Genomic DNA, 17,833 nt, shown 5'->3' on the forward strand with positions numbered 1-17,833 from the left:
CCACTCCAAAGACCGAGTCCCACGCGTCCCGGCCGACCCCGTGCCGGTGCCAGACAGAAAGACGCCGCATGTCCAAGTACGCCCTGACCGTCACCTGCCGCTCGACCCGCGGGATCGTTGCCGCGGTCTCCACCTACCTGGCCGAGAACGGCTGCAACATCACCGATTCCGCGCAGTTCGACGATACCGAGACGGGCAGGTTCTTCATGCGCGTGAGCTTCGATTCCGAGGAGGGCAGGGACCAGGGCGAGCTCGAGGCCGGGTTCGGCCCGGTCGCGGACGAGTTCGGCATGGATGCCGCCTTCCACGACGCCGCGGTGAAGATGCGCGTCGTCATCATGGTCTCGCGCTTCGGCCATTGCCTCAACGATCTGCTCTATCGCTGGCGCATCGGCGCCCTGCCGATCGAGATCGTGGCCGTGATCTCGAACCACATGGATTACCAGAAGGCCGTGGTGAACCACGACATCCCCTACCACACGATCCGCGTCACGCCCGAGAACAAGCCCGAGGCCGAGGCCGCGATCATGCGGGTGGTCGAGGAGACGGGCGCCGACCTCATCGTGCTGGCCCGTTACATGCAGATCCTCTCGGACGAGATGTGCCGCAAGATGTCGGGCCGGATCATCAACATCCACCATTCGTTCCTGCCGTCCTTCAAGGGTGCGAACCCCTATAAGCAGGCCTTCGAGCGGGGGGTGAAGCTGATCGGCGCGACCGCGCATTACGTGACCGCCGATCTCGACGAGGGGCCGATCATCGAGCAGGACACCGTGCGCATCACCCATGCGCAGAGCGCGTCCGACTACGTCTCGCTCGGCCGCGAGGTCGAGGCGCAGGTGCTGGCCCGCGCCGTCCATGCACACAGCCACAACCGCGTCTTTCTCAACGGCAACAAGACCGTGGTCTTCCCGGCCTCGCCCGGCGGATACGCCTCCGAGCGCATGGGTTGAGACGTGCCGCCCCGCGGAGGGGCGGCACCCGTTCAGGACGCCTTGCGCATCCCGTCTTCGGAGGCGTCGGTCGGCACCAGCGCCTTCACGACGTCGGTCATTGAGATGACGCCGATCATCCGGTCTTCTTGCGTCACCCGGTAGGAACGGCCCGTCTCGCCGTCGGCCCGCGCGATGATGTCCTCGAGCGTCGCGTTGGCCTCGACCGCGCCGGAAAGCCCGCCGGGATCCTGCGTCGTCTCGGTCATCACGGTGCGGGCGCGCAGGACGCGGGCGCGGTTGATGTCCGAGATGAAGTCCACGATGTAGGGATCGTTGGGGTTCATCAGGATGTGCTGAGGCTCGCCCTGCTGCACGACTTCGCCGTCCTTCAGGATCACCAGGTGATCGGCAAGCTTCAGCGCCTCGTCGAGGTCGTGGGTGATGAACACCACCGTCTTCTGCAGCTCGCGCTGAAGCTCGATCAGCAGGTCCTGCATGTCGGTGCGGATCAGCGGATCGAGCGCCGAGAAGGCCTCGTCCATCAGCATGATGTCCGAGTTCGAGGTCAGCGCCCGCGCGATGCCGACGCGCTGCTGCATCCCGCCCGAGAGCTGGTGCGGGAACTGCTCGCCCTGGCCCTCGAGGCCGACACGGTCGAGCCATTTCCTCGCCTCGGGCTCCCATTCCGAACGCGGCCGCCCGTCCACCGTCATCGACGTCGCGGCGTTCTCGAGCACCGTGCGATGGGGCAGGAGCGCGAACTTCTGGAACACCATCGACATGTGCTTGCGGCGCATCTTCCGAAGCTGCGCGTCGGAATAGTCCATGATGTTCTCGCCGTTGACCCAGACCTCGCCGTCGGTCGGATCGATCAGGCGGTTGAGGTGGCGGATCAGCGTGGACTTGCCCGAGCCCGAGAGGCCCATGATCACGGTGATCTCGCCCGGCTTCATGTCGACATTGATGTCGCGCAGGCCGAGCACGTGGCGGTGCTCATCGAGGAGCTCCGCCTTGTGCATGCCGTTCTTGGCGTGGGCGAGGGCTCCCTGAGGGTCCTCGCCGAAGATCTTGTAGAGGTTGCGGATCGAAATCTTGGGATCGGCCATGGTCGCTCCTTCAGGTCTTCTGCGCGGCGTTGACGCGGGCGAGCGCCGCCTTGGTGGAGCGGTCGAGGATGACCGCGAGAAGCACGATGCCGAGGCCCGAGATCAGGCCGACGCCGAGCTCGAGGTTGCGGATGCCGCGCAGCACCAGCACGCCGAGGCCCGGGGCCGAGACGAGCGAGGCGATCACCACCATCGCGAGCGACATCATGATCGTCTGGTTCACGCCGGCCATGATGTTCGGCAGCGCCAGCGGGATCTGCACGCCGTAGAGCTTCTGGCGCTTGGTCATCCCGAACGCGTCCGCGGCCTCGATCACCTCCTTGTCGACGAGCCGGATGCCGAGATTGGTCAGACGGATCACCGGCACGATGGCGTAGAGGATGATGGCGATGCCGTAGAGCTTGGGCTCGGTCACCGAGAAGAGGAAGATCAGCGGGATGAGGTACACGAAGGGCGGCAGCGTCTGCAGCATGTCAAGCACCGGGATCATGATCCGCTGGAGCTTGTCCGAGCGCGACATGGCGATGCCGATGGGCACGCCCAATAGGACGCAGATTACCGCGCAGACGAAGATGATCGCCAGCGTCTGCATCGCGTAGTCATAATAATCGATGAAGGCGAGCGCGGCGAAGCAGCCCGCGACGAAGGCCATCAGCTGCCACGAGCGGCTGACCACCAGCACGATCAGCGCAAGCGCCGGGATCATGATCCACCACGGCGTCTCCTGGAAGAGCCAGAGCGCGTTCGCGAGCGCCCAGCTCAGCGGCTGGGTGATCGGATCGAGCACGTAGGAAAGCGCGTCCTTGATGTCGAGAAAGCCGCGCTCGAGCCCCTGCGTGACCTCCCGCGATTGCGGGAAGGACGCGCAGGCGTCGTTGAGGGAATCCATCGAGGGGAAGGGCGTGTCCCAGAGGGAGGTCTCGGGTGCGCCGCCGCCTGATTGTCCGACGAGATCGGCCATCGACATCGGGGCGGAGCCGCCCGAGCCGTCGCCGTCGCACCAGTCGCGCAGCCCGAGGCTGTTGAAGACCCAGTCATAGGTGGCCATGGGGTATCCTGTCCTGTTGAGGGGCCGGGCGCGCCGGGGCGCACCGTCCGGAAACGCAAACGGCGGCCCCGGAATGCCGGGGCCGCCGCGCGCCGTGTCAGCCGATCACTGCTCGAGCACGCTCGCGAGGTTCTCGCGCGCGCTGTCGCTGATCCAGTTCGACCAGGTGTCCTGGTAGTTGGTCAGGAAGTAGACGGCCCCTTCCTCGCCCGATGCGGAGTTCTCCTCCATCCAGGCCACGATGGAGTTCATCGTGTCGGTCTCGAAGGTCATGTTCGTAAGGAACTCGGTCAGCTCGGGATATTCGCCCGAGAAGTCCGTGGTGACCGCGGTCTTGATCTCGGCCGGCGGGAAGGAGGTGCGGCCCACATCGGTGGCGTCGGGGTTCTGCGCCGCCTCGTGCGCCTCCTGATCGTACTCGCCCATGTCGACCTGCACGAGGTCGTAGCGGCCGATCACGGCCGTCGGGGCCCAGTAATAGCCGAACCAGGGCTCCTCGCTCTCGAACGCCGAGGCGATGGAGGTGGCGAGCGTCTCGCCCGAGCCGTGGTTGAAGATCTCGATGCCGGCTTCCTCGACGCCGAAGGCCGGCAGGAGGTTGTCGTTGAAGACGCGGCAGCCCCAGCCCTCGGGGCAGTTGTGGAGGCGTCCGCCGACCAGCTCGGGGTTCTCGAGGATCCCGTCGATAGTCTTCAGCTCGGGATGTTCTTCGGCAAGGTAGGCCGGGATCCACCACGCATCGATGCCGCCGGGATCGAGCACGGCGCCGAGCTCCTCGACACGGCCCTCTTCCTTGAGGTTTTCATAGACGTTGCCGGTGGCGTTGACCCAGAGCTCGGTCACGATGTCCGGCTCGCCGTTCTCGGCGACCGAGGTGATCGCGGGCACGGTGTCGGACGGCACGATCGAGACGTCGCAGCCATAGCCCTGTTCCATGATGAAGTTCGCCACGTTGGTGACGACGGACGCGGAGGCCCAGTTCATCTCGGTGATCGAAACCTCGCCGCAGCTTCCCTCGTCCTGAGCGAATGCCGGTGCGGCAAGCAGAGTGAGTGCTGTCGTGAGCGTCAGTTTCCGCATGGATTTCCCCTGTTTCCACGGTCTCCGGGGGCCTCGCGCGCCATGCGGGTCGGTCGTGCCGACGGCGGCACGACGCGAAGGTTGGGCGGCGCCGTATCGCGCCGCCGATGCCCCGGAACTTGCGGTGGCGGACCCTAACGGCGGATCTCCGCCGCTGTAACCGTGAAAGATGCAATGATGACGTTGCATAAAAAGACGTCCGGATATGCCGTCGCGTCAATGTCTTGGACGTTCCGGGAAAACGATCAACATGTGACTATCGGCCCGTGCGGCCCCATTGTCATTTTGCAATCTCCATGCATCTTGATGACCGAATATTGACTGCGTCCGAAAGACTGCTCCGTGACTGAAACGACCGACCTGCCGGCCTCGCTGCGCGACTATCTCTACCGGACCTCCGTGCCGCTCGCCGTGTCGGACATCGCCGGCGACGTGCCGCTGGTGCTCGTCAACACGGCGTTCTGCGACCTCACCGGCTATTCCGAAGACGAGGTCGTCGGGCAGAATTGCCGCTTCCTGCAAAGTGAGGGCACCGCGGAGGAAGACCGCACCGCGCTGCGCGACTTCGTGCGGGGCAGGGGCGCCGACAACAGCCGCTTTCCGATCCTGAACTACAAGAAAGACGGAAGCGAGTTCCACAATTTCGTCTTCATGACGCGGTTGCGCGACAGGTCAGGAGAGGTCAGGTTCGTTCTGGCCTCTCAGTTCGACATGACCACCGCGGTGCAACGCACGAAGATCGAAACCAACGACGAAACGCTGAAGCGCACATTGTCCGACGTCGAGCAGATCGGACGCGAGTTCGGGCTCGCGATGATCGGTTCGGCGCAGATGATCTCGGACTCGGTCGCCACGATGGCGCGGCTGACCCTCGACGACGATCGGCCATAGGCGCCGCAGGCTGTACGGTAGACGAGACATGAGAGACAACGAGACGGATGCGGACAAGGTCCGGTCCGCCACCGAGGAACGCGAACGCATGTGCATCGTCGGGATCGGTGCCTCGGCCGGAGGGCTCGAGGCGATCCGCGAGATGCTCACCGAGGCGTCGCCCGAGAGCAACCTCGCCTATGTCGTCGTCCAGCATCTCGATCCCAACCACGAGAGCCTGCTGGCCGAACTCCTTGGCCGGCACACCGCGCTCAATGTGCGTCAGGTGGCGGGCGGCGAGAAGATCGAGCCCGGCAACGTCTACATCATCCCGCCGGGCCACGGTCTTTCGGTGACGAACGGCGTGCTGCAGACCACCGAATTTTCGCAGCCGCGCGGTCTGCGCCGCCCCATCGACGACTTCTTCGAGAGCCTCGCCATCGACCAGGGCCGGTTCGCGGCCTGCGTGATCCTCTCGGGCACCGGCGCCGACGGCAGCGCGGGCCTGCGTGCGATCAAGGAACATGGCGGTCTCTGCATCGTGCAGGACCCGTCGACCGCGAAATACGACGGCATGCCCACCTCGGCGCAGAGCACCGGCCTCGTCGATTTCGTGCGCGCGCCCTCGGGCATCATCGAGGCGATCCGGCAGTTCTACGCCCACACCCTCGTCGACACCGCCGATCAGCAGCTCAAGCAGACGGTCGAGCAATCGATCAACGACATCTGCGGGGTGGTGCGCAACTTCGTCGGGCACGATTTCTCGGGCTACAAGCAGTCGACCCTGGTGCGGCGGGTGCAGCGGCGCATCCAGGTGCTCGATCTCGGCGACGCGAGCGCCTATCTGCAGCACATCCGGTCCGATCCCGACGAATGCGAGACGCTCTTCCGCGAGCTGCTGATCAACGTCACGCGCTTCTTCCGCGACAGCGATCATTTCGACGCGCTCCGCGAGCATGCGGTTCGCCCGCTCGTCCGCAACGCCGGCAATCAGGACGAGATCCGCGTCTGGGTTCCGGGCTGCTCCTCGGGCGAGGAGGCCTATTCCATCGCCATGATGTTCGCCGAGGAGGTCCGGCTGCAGCGCCGCTCGGTCAACATCCAGATCTTCGCCACCGATATCGACGAGCAGATGCTGCGCCTCGCCCGCGAGGCGATCTATCCGCAGGCCGCGCTCGCCGACATCCCCGAGGAGATGCGCGAGCTCTACACCATCGCCCGCGACGGCAAGTTCCAGGTCTCCGCCAAGATCCGCGACATGATCCGCTTCTCGGTCCATTCGATCGTGCGGGATCCGCCGTTCTCGAACATCGACCTTCTGTCCTGCCGCAACCTGCTGATCTATTTCGGCGACCAGCTTCAGGCCTCGGCGCTGCCGATCTTCCACTACGCGATCCGGCCGGGCGGGCTGCTGTTTCTCGGCCCGTCCGAAACCGTCGGACGGTACGATCACATGTTCCACGCGGTCGATCAGTCCGCGCGCATCTTCCAGCGCAACGACAGCCGCCCCGAATATCCGCTGCACCTGCGCGGCCAGACGAGCACCGGCAGCACGGCCCGGCGCAGCACCCGCGAACGGGACGCGCCCTCGACCCGCGTCGAATGGAGCGACGGAGGCGCGGCCGAGCGCGTCCTCGCCGCCTACGCGCCGCCGACGCTTCAGGTCAGCGCCAAGGGCGAGATCCTGCGCTCGACGGGCAGGCTCGGGAAGTATCTCGATGTCACGCTCGGGGAGGACGGCAGCAAGTTCGCCCCCTCCGTCGCGCGCCCCGGCGCCCGCGAGGCGGTCTCGGCGATCATCCGGCAGGTGACAAAAAGCGGCAAGCGCACGATCAGCCGCGATCTGACCGCGCAGTCCGAATTCGGGCGGCAGGCCTTCGACCTCGTCGCCGACCCGCTCGACGACGGCTCGATCCTGCTCGTCTTCCGCGAGCGCGACCGGTTCGAGGCACTCGACGACGACGAGTTCGAGGAGGTCGATCCGTCGGACAGCCACGTGCAGAGCCTCGAGGACGAGTTGCGCTCGACCCGCCAGCGCCTGCACACCACCGTCGAGGAGCTCGAGACCGCAAACGAGGAGCTGAAGAGCTCCAACGAAGAGATGATGTCGATGAACGAGGAGCTCCAGTCTACGAACGAGGAGCTCTCGACCGTCAACGACGAGCTCAAGGGCAAGGTCGACGAGCTCTCCATCGCCAATGCCGATCTCTCGAACTTCTTCGCCTCGACCGCGCTGCCGCTCGTGGTGGTCGACGCCGACATGGCGATCCGGAACTTCACCGACGCGATCCAGTCGATCTATCCCTTCCGGGGCACCGACCGGGGCCGCCCGCTCGCCGAGGTCACCAGTACCCTGCGCGGCAACGAGGAGGTTCTGGGCGCCATACGTGACGTGATGACGACGGGCGAGGTCCGGCACCTGCGCGTCAGCGACCGCGCCGAGGACCGGACCTGGAGCCTCGTCGTCACGCCCTACCGCACCCGCGAGGGACAGCTCGACGGCGCGACGCTGGTCTTCAACGAGCTGACCGACGCGCTCCGGCTCGAAGAGGCACTGCGCCACGAGGGCGAGCGCCTGCGCCTCGCGCTCGACGTCACCGGCCTCGGCGTCTGGGAATGCGACCCCGAGGCTCAGACCGTGAGGCTCGACGACACCGCCGCCCGCATGCTTGGCATCGACGAGACGACCGCAACCTTCGACACCTTCCTGCGCAACATGCCCCAGGTCGATCGCGACCGCGTGGCGGCGGAGCTCGACAAGGTCACCGCAAACGGCGAAGGGATCGAGGTGACCTGCATGGTCGAGGGGCCGGACGGGGAGAGCCGCGCGGTCCAGATGGTCGGCCACCGGGTCGAGAGCAACCGCGCCGCGCGCATCCTCGGCGTCCTCTTCGACGTGACCGCCGAACACGAGGCCCGTCACGTCCGCGAGATGATGCTGCGCGAGATGAACCACCGCGTGAAGAACATGTTCTCGATCATCTCCGGCATGGTCCGGATGGCCGGCCGCACCACCGACAGCGTGCCCGACCTCATCGAGAGCATCGAGAACCGCGTCACCGCGCTCGCCCGGTCCCATGATCTCACGCAGCGCGCGCCGAGCGACGGCAACCTGACGCTCGAGGACGTGGTGAGCGCCTCGCTCGAACCCTATGCGGGCAACGCCGCGGTCCGCATCACCGGGCCGAAGGTCACCGTCGGCACCCGCGATTTGACCGCGCTGTCGCTGCTCCTACATGAATGGGCGACGAACGCAGCCAAGTACGGTGTGCTCGGGCCGCTCGACGGGCGGCTGGATGTGACCTGGGAGACAGTGGATGACGGCGTTGTCGAACTTGCATGGAACGAAATTTACGCCGCGCCGATTGAGCCCGAGGATGGGCCCTCCGGGTTCGGCTCGACGCTCGTGCAACTCTCGGCGGCGCAGCTCAGGGGAAGTGTCTCGGTCGATCCTGGCGAGCGCGAAAGAAGAACAGTGTTGACCTATGAACCTCAGACCGAAACTTGATCCGGTGGCGCGACCGCGCGTTCTGATCTGCGAGGACGAGCCGATCGTGGCGCTCGACCTGCAGTTCCTCGTCGAAGGTTACGGCTTCGACGTGCTCGGGCCCCATTCGACCGTCGCCCGGGCCCTGTCCGCGCTGGAGCGCGAGCGGCCCGACGCCGCGATCCTCGACGTGCGTCTTGGCGATGGTGAGGTCTTTCCGGTCGCCGAGCGTCTGCAGGAGATGGGCGTGCCCCTCATCTTCCATTCCGGGCACACCTACGACGACGAGATCCGGGCCCGCTTTCCAGGCGCCGCCTGCTGCCAGAAACCCATCGTGACCTCGCGTCTCGAGGACGAGTTGCGCCGCGTGACCCAGCGAGCGTCCGTCGAATAGCCCCTCGCGTCTCCGCGCCAGCGGGACGATGCACATACCCCAAGTCTAGAGGCTGGTTTCAGCCTCTCCGGAGAGCCCGATGATCCAGCTTCTGTCGAGCGTCTGGGCGCTGCTCCTCGGCATATTCCTCCTGATGGTCGGCAACGGCATGCAGGCGACGCTCATGGGCGTCCGCGGCGACATCGAGGGCTTCTCGACCTTCGAGCTATCGCTCGTCACGTCGGGCTATTTCATGGGCTTCCTCGCGGGTTCGCGCATGACGCCCGAGATGATCCGCCGGGTGAGCCACGTGCGCGTCTTCGCCGCGCTCGGCTCGCTCATGTCGGCGGGCCTCATCGCCTTCCCGATGCTGACCGATCCCTGGTCCTGGACGCTGCTGCGCCTCCTGCTCGGCTTCTGCCTCTCGGGCATCTACGTGACCTCCGAGAGCTGGCTCAACGACCGCGCCACCAACGCGACGCGCGGCACGCTCCTGTCGGCCTACATGGTGGCGCAGACGCTCGGCATGGTTGCCGCGCAGGGTCTTCTCAACTTCGGCGACGCGGCCGGCTACGGCCTCTTCATCGCCGCCTCGATCCTCGTCTCCGTCGCCTTCACGCCGGTGCTGCTGTCGGCCGTGCCGGTACCCGCCGCCGAGGCGATCAAGCCGATGAGCCTGCGCCAGCTCTACGAGCGCTCGCCGCTCGCCTCCGTCGGAACGCTCATTCTCGGCGGCGTTTTCGCGGCGCAGATGGGCATGGCCTCGGTCTACGGCGCCAAGGCCGGCCTCTCCGTGCAGGAGATCTCGGCCTTCGTTGCCGCGCTCTTCATCGGCTCGTTCCTGTTCCAGTTCCCCGTCGGCTGGGCGTCGGACCTGATGGACCGCCGTCTCCTCATCCTGACGCTCGCGGCCGCGGGCGCGGTGTCCTGCGTCTTCGGCTTCCTCTTCCAGTCCTCGCTCACCGCGCTCCTCGGTGCGGCGCTCTTTCTCGGCGGCACGGCGAGCCCGCTCTATTCGCTCTTCATCGCCTATACCAACGACTATCTCGAGCCTGACGAGATGGCCGCCGCGGCCTCCGGCATGGTCTTCGTCTACGGCGTCGGCGCGATCCTCGGCCCGATCGTCACCGGGCAGGTCATGGACCTCTACGGCCCCGAGCTCTTCTGGGCGGTGCTCGGCATCCTCTTTCTCGCCATCGCCTGCTGGACCGCCTGGCGCATGACCCGGCGCGCCGCACCCGCGGGCGACGGCTCGGCCTATCTCAACGTTCTGCCCAACTCCTCGACCGTCGCGGTCGGGGCGGCCTACGAATGGTACGCGGACGCCGCCGAGGAAGAAGGCGATGCGGACGAGAAGGAAGAGGACGAGAGGGCGGGCTGACGGCCGTTACGGCCGCTCCGCCGTCTCGTTCAGCGTCGCGGGCGCAAGCGCCGCGTAATAGGCCGCGAGCGCGGCGATGTCCTCGTCAGACAATTCCCGCGCCGCGCTGTGCATCAGCTCCTGCGTCGGCCCGCCGCCGCGCGCGCCGTCCCGCCAGAGCTTCAGCTGCGCCTCGAGATAGGGTGCGTGCTGGCCCGCGAGCGCCGGAAAGCTCTCCTTGATCGGCTCAGGCCACGGTCCGTGACAGGCGCGGCACGAGGGTACGTTGCTGTCGCCGCCCTCGGCATAGGCCAGCGTCCGGCCTTCGCCCGCCAGCTCCGACATGTCGCCCGCGTCGCCCGAAGGCTGGTACTCCGCGAAGCGCGCCGCGAGATCCGCCAGCGTCTCCCGCGGCACCTCGCTCGCGGCATGCTCCATGAACCCGCTGTCGCGCGCGCCCCGCGCATAGGCGTCGAGCGCGACACTCATGTATTCCGCGGACAGGATGTCGAGGCGCGGGATATGGGGGTTATCCGTTGCGCCGCGCTCGCCATGGCAGGCGGCGCAATACTCGAAGCCCTCGGCGCTCCCGCCCTCCATCCGCGTCAGCGCCTCGTATTCCTCGCCGGTCATGCCGTCCTGGACGTCCATCAGGAACGCCACCACCGGCCACACCTCGGGTTCGCGGTCGGCGGGCCAGGCGGGCATGCCCGACATCTTCACGCCCTCGTCGACGATCCAGTGGAATTCCTCGGGATCCCAGTTCCGCGACGCCACCTCGATATGTGGCGGCACGGGGTTCATGACCTCCATCGTCGCGGTGCGGTTGCGCCCCGGCGCCGAGTGGCAGACGGCGCAGGCCGCCTCGAAATGCCGCGCGCCGAGCGCCGCCATCTCGGGCGTCAGCTCCGGCACCTCGCTCTTGGGCGGGGCCTGGCGCTCGACCGATTGGCGGAACGTCGTGTGCAGCGCCCAGCTCACGCCCGGCAGATGCCCGGACCGCGCCGACACGTTGTAGAGGCCGAAGCCCACGACGGAAGCACCGACGACGGCGCCCGCCACGGCAAGCGTGCCCAGCGTCCAGGCGATGGTTTCGGGGTCGAGGTCGGGGCGGCGAAGTTTCATGCCGTGCTCCGTTCAGGGTCGGGGCCGAGCGCGCGCGCGGTCAGCCAGAGCCCGCCGAGCAGGTAGATCGGCGTGCCTATGGCGAGCATCAGCATGCCGCCGGTCTGTTGCGGTCCGAGCCCGCCGCAGAGCGCGCAGGTCTCGAGATAGAGCGGCGAGGGCGCCAGCGTCAGCAGCGCCCCGAGCAGCGTCATGTGCATCGAGGTGAGCAGCAAGCTGCCGGCCCCGGCGAGCGGCTGGTCGGTGTTGAGCGCGCCCGCCCAGACGAGCAGTCCCGCGCCGAAGAAGCTCGCCTGCTCGACGATCTTCCACGGTCCCCCGAGGCAGCCGAGCCCGTGCAGCTGCGGCAGATGCCAGCCCCAGACCACGACGAATTCGATCACCGCTCCCGCCATCACCGGTGGCGCCCAGCGCGCGCGACCGTTCAGCGCCAGCACCATGAGCGGCGCCGCGATGGCGACGAGCACCATGTGCTGCACCATGTGCTTCGGGAAGAAGCCGAACCAGCCCTGCCATGGCAGCAGATACGCGGCCATGATCGACACGAGCGCCGCGCCGAGGAAGACGGGGCGCATCATACGCAGCTCCCGACGAAGGCGGCGGGCAAGGCGACGTAGATGACGCCGATCACAGACACCACGCACAGCAGGAACCCGGCATGGCCGATGAATTCCCGCCGGTCCTCGACGGTCAGGCCGTCGTGCTCGTAATCCCAGTCGTCGGTGTAATCCCATTGCCGCCAGGACAGCCAAGCGGTGATGCCGATCAGCACGAGCGCGCCGAGCGTGACGCCGAGGATGCCGAGCCGAAGCGGCCCGGCCTCGTCGCCGAGCTTCTCGCAATAGATCGCCGTCATCGCGTAGACGGTGCAGAAATGCAGCGCCCAGAGCGTCGGCCCGGTGATCAGGAACCACAGGCTCTGGTGGCGGTCGAGGATCTTGGGCCAGCTCATGACAGCACCCTCGGGAGCCAGCCGATCACCGCCGCGGCGATGATCGCGGACCCGCCGTGGAAGTGCCAGTAGAGCGTCGTGTTCCAGAGATCCGCGTCATAGCGCGAGGTGAGCTTGCCGAAGAACGTTCCGGCGAGGCAGTAGAGCTGCATGATCACGCCGCAGGCGGTGTGCGCGCAGGTCCAGACCGCAAGACCCCACATGATCGCCGGATAGGCATGCGATGTCGGATCCATTCCCATGAGTGAGAAGCACATCGCGCCGCCGCCCGCGGCCGCGAGCAGCGGCGCCGCGATGAGCAGGCCCTGCGCGAGGCGCTGCATGCCGCCCCGGTTCACGCCCCGCGCCGCGCGCGTCGCCGCCCAGGAGAGCGCGTAGAGGATCGCTGCGCCCGAGATCCAGACCGCGTCCGCGTGAAGGGCGCCCGCAGGCGGGAAGTCCGGCGAGGCCGTCCAGTAGTAGAACACCCCGAAGATGAGCGAGGTGAACGCGGTCGCGTCCCCGAGCATGGTGATGAACACCGCCCACCAGCCCGGCGCCTTCGGGCCCGAGACGTAGAGCGGCAGCCTGAGCCCGAGGCTCACGTCCTGCGACGGGCGGACCGGCACCTGCGCCGTCGCGGTCCAGAGCCAGTAGAGCACGCAGACCACCGCGAAGGCGGCCGAGATCGCCGCCGGCACGTACCAGCTGAAGGTCGGGAAGATGAACGCGCCGCCGGTGAAGATCGCCGCCCAGATCGTGCACCATGCAGGACCCGTCACCCGAGTGACGTGCTGCGGACGCGCATCCACCGCCGAGGTGATGATGGTCTCGCGGTAGCCCTCCTGGCTGTCGGGCAGGTAGTAGCGCCCCGCGTCGATCCGCTCGAGCAGCTTCGGCTGGTCCCAGAGCGGGTAGCGGCTGGTGACGAACGGCACCGAGCGCACGCCCCAGTTCTCGTCGTTCGGGTCGTCCGCCCATTCGAGGGTTCCGGCCTTCCACGGATTGCGCGGCGCGCGCGGCTGGTGCTTCTTCGAGCGCAGCAGATCGTAGGCGAAGACCAGAACGCCCGCCGCAGTGATGAACGCGCCGACGGTCGAGATCATGTTCGCCATGTCCCAGCCGATCCCCTCGGGATAGGTGTAGACCCGCCGCGGCATGCCCGCGAGGCCGGTCCAGTGCATCGGCAGGAAGCAGATGTTGAAACCGGTGAAGCTCAGCCAGAACGACCACTTGCCGAGCCGCTCGGACATCATCTTCTTGGTGAAGAACGGATAGTAGTAGTAGATCCCGCCCACGATCGGGAAGATCATGCCGCCGAAGAGCGTGTAGTGCAGGTGCGCCACGATGAAGTAGGTGTCGTGCACCTGCCAGTCGAAGGGCGCGAGCGCGATCATCACGCCGGTGAGCCCGCCCGCGGTGAACACCGCCATGGCGCCGGCGATCCAGAGCATCGGCAGGATCATCTTGACCCGGCCCACCATCAGCGTCGCGACGAAGGCGAAGAGCTGCACCCCCGTCGGGATCACCACCGCCTCGGACGCCGCCGAGAAGAAGCCGAGCGAGAGCGACGGCAATCCGGTGGTGAACATGTGGTGGACCCAGAGCCCGAAGCTCAGGAAGCCGACGCCGACCGCCGACAGGACGATCCAGTTGTAGCCGACGATGGGTCGCTGCGCCGCCGTCGGGATGATCATCGCGGCAAGCGCGATCGAGGGCAGGAAGACGATGTAGACCTCCGGGTGGCCGAAGATCCAGAAGAGGTGCTGCCACAGCAGAGGATCGCCGCCCCGCTCGGGGTCGAAGAACGGCCAGTCGAAGCTGCGCTGCATCTCGAAGAGGAAGTCGCCCGCGATGAGCGGCGGGAAGGCGAAGAGGATCATCACGCCGACGACGAGCACGTACCACGCGTAGAGCGGCATCAGGTTGATGCGCATCCCCGGCGGGCGGCACTTGATGACGCCGACGATGAGCTCCACCGCCGCCGCGATCGAGGCGACCTCGATGAAGGAAAGGCCCAGCAGCCAGATGTCCGGCCCGATGCTCTCGTCGATCGTCGAGAGCGGCGGATACATGAACCAGCCGCCCTCGGGCGCGACCCCGAAGAGGACCGAGGACAGAACGAAGATTCCGCCTATCAGGAAGCACCAGTAGCCGAAGGCCGACAGGCGCGGGAACGGCATGTCGCGCGCCCGCAGGATCTCAGGCAGAAGCAGGATCGACAGCGCCTCGAACATCGGCACGGCGAAGAGGAACATCATCGCCGAGCCGTGCATCGTGAAGAACTGGTTGAAGGTGCTGGCGTCGAGGAAGTCGTTCTCGGGCACCGAGAGCTGCACCCGCATCAAGAGCGCCAGAACCCCGGCGCAGAGCATGAAGACGAACGCCGTCATGCAGTACCACTTGCCGACGAACTCGTTGTTGACCGCCGAGATGATGCGCCAGCCCGCGGGCGCGGCCCAGGCCTTGCGGAGCCGCTGCTCCTGCGCCTTCGACACCTCGGGATCGACCGGCTCGTTCAGCATGTCTTCCGTCGGCGGGTAGATCCCGTAGGGCCCGTGCTCGCCTTCGACCGTGACGAAGGTCTCGTCCTCGATCCGTCCCGGTTGCCAGGTGGTGCTCAAATCAGGCCCTCCAGATAGGCGGCGAGATCGCTCAGATCGTCGTCCGAGAGATGGTCGTAGGCGGGCATTTCCGCGCCGGGCTTCACCGCCTTGGCGTCTCGCACCCAGCGGATCAGCGACGGCTCATCGAGGGGCAGGGTGCCCGCCGCGAGCGAGGTCCGCGAGCCGAGATGCGTGAGGTCCGGCCCGACCTTGCCGGTCGCCGCCGTACCCCGCACCTGATGACAGGCGCCGCAACCCTCGGCGAAGAACACCTCGCGCCCGCGGGTCGCCGCCTCGCCTTCAGGGGCCACCGCATCCGTGGCCGCGTTCTCGAGCCAGGCGTCGTATTCCTCCTGCGGCAGGACCACGGTGTTGAACGCCATCCAGGCGTGGCTGTCGCCGCAGAATTCGGTGCATTGCCCGCGATAGGTGCCGGGCTCGAGGGGCTCGAGGCTCATCCGCGTCTCGCGCCCGGGGAACATGTCGGTCTTGCCGCCGAGCGCGGGCACCCAGAAGGAATGGATCACCTTGTCGGCGGTCAGCGCGATCTCGGACCGCGAGCCTGCGGGCAGCACGATCTCGTTGGCGCTCACGATCGGCGCGTCCGCGCCCTCGGGCCAGTACTCGACCCGCCACCACCATTGCTCTCCGGTCACCTTGAGCCGGGTTCCGGTGCCCTCCGCGCGCATGTCCGGCATCGCCGCGAGGGCGTAGGAGAGAAGGCAGGCGATCACGACCGTCGGGAAGACGATGCCGCCGCCGATGATCAGCGCCTCGGCCTTCTTCGGCGACATCTGCCGCACGTTGATCCGGGTCACGTAGACCATGAGCCCGTTCATGAAGATCCAGAGCACCACGGCTCCGGCGAGCATGATCCAGAAGAGGTTGGCGAGAAACCCGGCATCGGTGCCTGCGGGGGCGAGGACGTGCTGGACGCCGGAACATCCGGGCAGGGTGGCGAGGGCAAGAGCGCACAAGGCCTGCCGCAGCCTCGGCCGCACGATGCGGTCGTCTGACATGTCGTGTCGCGTTGTCCCGTCCCCCGGATCAGCGGTGCCTTGTTGGGCCTTCGTCGCGGCCGGACCGCGCATCGCCTTCGATCCAATGAAGGTCCACCAGCGCAAGGTTCCCTTCAATGTCGAATTCTTGTGCGATCGTTACTTGAAACGGGATAGCGCCGCGACGGCGGAATTCAACTGCCCGGAGTCCGGTCACCAGGATCCTGGCCCGTCCGACCTCCTTTTCCCCGCGGCCGGAGCGATCCCGGTCGCACGGTACGGAACCACGACATCTCCCGCGCACCGAAGTCCTGCGGCTTCGGGCGGAACGCCTGTCGCTCCGGTGTCTCTGCCCCTAATCTCTGCCCCGTGGTGTCCTGCAGGCACCCAAGGTTCAAAGGAGACGACAGATGACCGACCGGAAGCTTGCCCTCGTGACCGGGGCCGCGCAGGGCATCGGGCTCGCCTGCGCCAGGGCGCTCGCCGCCGATGGCGCGCAGGTGATCCTCGCCGACATCAAGGGAGAGGCCGTCCGCGAGGCCGCCGCGTCGATCGGGCAGGGCGCCGTCGCCTGCGAGGCCGATATGGGCGATCCGGACCAGATCGCGCAGCTCTTCGACAGGATCGCGCGCGATCACGGACCGCTCTCGATCCTCGTGAACAACGCCGGGATCGCGAAACCCGCCGATTTCCTCGAGATGAGCCTCGAGGAGTGGCGGAGGGTGATCGACGTGAACCTGACCGGCACCTTCCTCGCGACCCAGGCTGCCGCGCGGATGATGTCCGAGGCCGGCATCCCCGGCGCCATCGTCAACATGTCGTCGATCAACGCGCAGGTGGCCATCCCGGCGATCGCCTCCTATTGCGCCTCGAAGGGCGGCGTCGCGCAGCTCACCAAGGCTGCCGCGCTTGCGCTCGCCGAGCACGGCATCCGCGTCAACGCCGTCGGCCCCGGCTCCATCGATACCGAGATGATGGCCGGCGTGAACGCCAATCCCGAGGCGATGCAGCGGGTGCTCTCCCGCACGCCGCTGAAGCGGGTCGGCACCGCCGAGGAAGTCGCGAACATCGTGGTCTTCCTCGCCTCCGACAAGGCCAGCTACGTCACCGGCGAGACGATCTATGTCGATGGCGGACGGCTCGGGCTCAATTACACCTGCTGACCCCGAGCGGAGCCGGGCGCCGCGTTAGCGCGAATTTTATCCTCCTGAGGACCGGCAGGCGGCGCGGCTTTACCGCGTCTTAAGGCGGGTCGGGGAATGTGCCCCTGTCCGGCGTGCCGCCGGCCCCTTGCAGGAGGCTTCCCCATGTTCCGCAATTCCCTGTTCGGCGCGGCGCTCGCCACGCTCTCGCTTGCAGTCCCGTGCGTCGCGGCCGAAGGCGACACCGACATGGCCGAATTCGTCCGCGCCAAGGCCGCGGAATGGATGGCCAACCCGGTGATCGCCGCCGCCGTCGCCGACAGCAACACGGCCCATTCAGGGCTGTCCCCGGCCGACATCGAGGCGCTCGACCAGACCTGGAGGTCCGAGATCGGGCAGGCCTCGACGCCCACCATCTCAGGCGTCATCAATTCCTCGGCGTCGAAGGCGCTGGTCGAAGCCGTCGCGGCGTCGAACGGCCGCATCGTCGAGATCATCATGATGGACAACACCGGCCTCAACGCCGCCGCCTCCGGCATCACCTCCGATTTCTGGCAGGGCGACGAAGAGAAATACACCGCGACCTACGCCGCCGGTCCGGGATCGGTCCACAAGAGCGAGATCGAGTTCGACGAATCCGCCCAGGCCTACCTCGTCCAGGTCTCGGTCCCGCTGGCCGACGCCTCCGGAAACCTCGTGGGCGCCGTCACCGTGGGCCTCGACATCGACGCCTTCTGATCCGTCCGTCCGCGCCTCTCGCCATCTGGAATCC

Annotated in this window: 15 protein-coding genes; 7 read left to right on the forward strand and 8 right to left on the reverse strand. The window is 67.0% G+C overall.

What is annotated here, in order from left to right; translation table 11 throughout:
• The first annotated feature begins 68 nt into the window (after positions 1-68).
• Positions 69-953 (forward strand): formyltetrahydrofolate deformylase, encoded by an 885-nt coding sequence (gene purU / locus OCH239_RS01785; protein WP_037257744.1) that lies wholly within the window; start codon positions 69-71, stop codon positions 951-953.
• A 32-nt stretch (positions 954-985) separates the two neighbouring features.
• On the opposite strand, the gene OCH239_RS01790 is transcribed toward purU, so the two are convergent.
• The 3 genes from OCH239_RS01790 to OCH239_RS01800 form a co-directional block, all read right to left on the reverse strand.
• Complete coding sequence (locus OCH239_RS01790; protein WP_037257749.1) at positions 986-2,041, reverse strand: quaternary amine ABC transporter ATP-binding protein; 1,056 nt, start codon at positions 2,039-2,041, stop codon at positions 986-988.
• 10 nt (positions 2,042-2,051) lie between these two features.
• Entirely contained in the window at positions 2,052-3,089 is a 1,038-nt protein-coding gene (locus OCH239_RS01795; RefSeq protein WP_037257750.1) for an ABC transporter permease, read from the reverse strand.
• A gap of 105 nt (positions 3,090-3,194) precedes the next feature.
• A complete protein-coding gene (locus tag OCH239_RS01800) occupies positions 3,195-4,169 on the reverse strand; it encodes an ABC transporter substrate-binding protein (RefSeq protein ID WP_037257752.1) in 975 nt (324 codons plus the stop codon).
• 342 nt (positions 4,170-4,511) lie between these two features.
• Between OCH239_RS01800 and OCH239_RS01805 the strand changes: the two genes are divergently transcribed.
• The 4 genes from OCH239_RS01805 (at position 4,512) to OCH239_RS01820 (ending at position 10,280) form a co-directional block, all read left to right on the forward strand.
• Positions 4,512-5,060, forward strand: a complete 549-nt coding sequence (locus OCH239_RS01805) for a PAS domain-containing protein (protein WP_037257754.1) — start codon at positions 4,512-4,514, stop codon at positions 5,058-5,060.
• A 28-nt stretch (positions 5,061-5,088) separates the two neighbouring features.
• A complete protein-coding gene (locus OCH239_RS01810; RefSeq protein WP_037257756.1) occupies positions 5,089-8,547 on the forward strand; it encodes a chemotaxis protein CheB in 3,459 nt (1,152 codons plus the stop codon).
• Positions 8,525-8,920 carry a response regulator gene (locus tag OCH239_RS01815; protein ID WP_051489143.1) on the forward strand — a complete coding sequence of 132 codons (396 nt, stop codon included), beginning with the start codon at positions 8,525-8,527 and terminating at the stop codon, positions 8,918-8,920. Before OCH239_RS01810 ends, OCH239_RS01815 begins: the two co-directional genes overlap by 23 nt.
• A gap of 79 nt (positions 8,921-8,999) precedes the next feature.
• On the forward strand, positions 9,000-10,280 hold the full coding sequence (locus OCH239_RS01820; protein ID WP_037257758.1) for an MFS transporter: 1,281 nt from the start codon (positions 9,000-9,002) through the stop codon (positions 10,278-10,280).
• A 6-nt stretch (positions 10,281-10,286) separates the two neighbouring features.
• On the opposite strand, the gene OCH239_RS01825 is transcribed toward OCH239_RS01820, so the two are convergent.
• From OCH239_RS01825 to coxB, 5 genes are all read right to left on the reverse strand, one after another.
• Positions 10,287-11,384 (reverse strand): c-type cytochrome, encoded by a 1,098-nt coding sequence (locus OCH239_RS01825; protein WP_037257760.1) that lies wholly within the window; start codon positions 11,382-11,384, stop codon positions 10,287-10,289.
• Entirely contained in the window at positions 11,381-11,962 is a 582-nt protein-coding gene (locus OCH239_RS01830) for a cytochrome c oxidase assembly protein (RefSeq protein WP_037257762.1), read from the reverse strand. The genes OCH239_RS01825 and OCH239_RS01830 overlap by 4 nt, the downstream gene beginning before the upstream one ends.
• On the reverse strand, positions 11,959-12,336 hold the full coding sequence (locus OCH239_RS23450; protein WP_037257764.1) for a hypothetical protein: 378 nt from the start codon (positions 12,334-12,336) through the stop codon (positions 11,959-11,961). The genes OCH239_RS01830 and OCH239_RS23450 overlap by 4 nt, the downstream gene beginning before the upstream one ends.
• Positions 12,333-14,840: a cytochrome c oxidase subunit I gene (gene ctaD / locus OCH239_RS01840; protein ID WP_051489180.1), complete on the reverse strand. Its 2,508-nt coding sequence runs from the start codon at positions 14,838-14,840 to the stop codon at positions 12,333-12,335. Before ctaD ends, OCH239_RS23450 begins: the two co-directional genes overlap by 4 nt.
• Before the next feature lie 95 nt (positions 14,841-14,935).
• Positions 14,936-15,940 (reverse strand): cytochrome c oxidase subunit II, encoded by a 1,005-nt coding sequence (gene coxB, locus OCH239_RS01845; protein WP_084782030.1) that lies wholly within the window; start codon positions 15,938-15,940, stop codon positions 14,936-14,938.
• 389 nt (positions 15,941-16,329) lie between these two features.
• On the opposite strand from coxB, the gene OCH239_RS01850 reads away from it, so the two are divergent.
• Positions 16,330-17,082, forward strand: a complete 753-nt coding sequence (locus OCH239_RS01850; protein ID WP_037257765.1) for an SDR family NAD(P)-dependent oxidoreductase — start codon at positions 16,330-16,332, stop codon at positions 17,080-17,082.
• 144 nt (positions 17,083-17,226) lie between these two features.
• The gene (locus tag OCH239_RS01855; protein ID WP_037257766.1) at positions 17,227-17,799 is read left to right on the forward strand and encodes a PDC sensor domain-containing protein; all 573 of its coding nucleotides are present in this window, start codon (positions 17,227-17,229) and stop codon (positions 17,797-17,799) included.
• Positions 17,800-17,833: the final 34 nt, after the last annotated feature.

The organism is Roseivivax halodurans JCM 10272 (genome assembly GCF_000521785.1).
In the GTDB taxonomy this organism is placed as follows: Bacteria; Pseudomonadota; Alphaproteobacteria; order Rhodobacterales; family Rhodobacteraceae; genus Roseivivax; species Roseivivax halodurans.

Excerpts from the sequence above, each read along its gene's own strand:
- OCH239_RS23450 (WP_037257764.1), bottom strand. The coding sequence starts at position 12,336 with ATGAGCTGGCCCAAGATCCTCGACCGCCACCAGAGCCTGTGGTTCCTG.
- OCH239_RS01815 (WP_051489143.1), top strand. The coding sequence starts at position 8,525 with ATGAACCTCAGACCGAAACTTGATCCGGTGGCGCGACCGCGCGTTCTG.
- OCH239_RS01790 (WP_037257749.1), bottom strand. The coding sequence starts at position 2,041 with ATGGCCGATCCCAAGATTTCGATCCGCAACCTCTACAAGATCTTCGGC.
- OCH239_RS01855 (WP_037257766.1), top strand. The coding sequence starts at position 17,227 with ATGTTCCGCAATTCCCTGTTCGGCGCGGCGCTCGCCACGCTCTCGCTT.
- OCH239_RS01820 (WP_037257758.1), top strand. The coding sequence starts at position 9,000 with ATGATCCAGCTTCTGTCGAGCGTCTGGGCGCTGCTCCTCGGCATATTC.
- OCH239_RS01800 (WP_037257752.1), bottom strand. The coding sequence starts at position 4,169 with ATGCGGAAACTGACGCTCACGACAGCACTCACTCTGCTTGCCGCACCG.
- purU (WP_037257744.1), top strand. The coding sequence starts at position 69 with ATGTCCAAGTACGCCCTGACCGTCACCTGCCGCTCGACCCGCGGGATC.
- OCH239_RS01795 (WP_037257750.1), bottom strand. The coding sequence starts at position 3,089 with ATGGCCACCTATGACTGGGTCTTCAACAGCCTCGGGCTGCGCGACTGG.
- OCH239_RS01825 (WP_037257760.1), bottom strand. The coding sequence starts at position 11,384 with ATGAAACTTCGCCGCCCCGACCTCGACCCCGAAACCATCGCCTGGACG.
- ctaD (WP_051489180.1), bottom strand. The coding sequence starts at position 14,840 with ATGCTGAACGAGCCGGTCGATCCCGAGGTGTCGAAGGCGCAGGAGCAG.
- OCH239_RS01830 (WP_037257762.1), bottom strand. The coding sequence starts at position 11,962 with ATGATGCGCCCCGTCTTCCTCGGCGCGGCGCTCGTGTCGATCATGGCC.
- OCH239_RS01850 (WP_037257765.1), top strand. The coding sequence starts at position 16,330 with ATGACCGACCGGAAGCTTGCCCTCGTGACCGGGGCCGCGCAGGGCATC.
- coxB (WP_084782030.1), bottom strand. The coding sequence starts at position 15,940 with ATGTCAGACGACCGCATCGTGCGGCCGAGGCTGCGGCAGGCCTTGTGC.
- OCH239_RS01810 (WP_037257756.1), top strand. The coding sequence starts at position 5,089 with ATGAGAGACAACGAGACGGATGCGGACAAGGTCCGGTCCGCCACCGAG.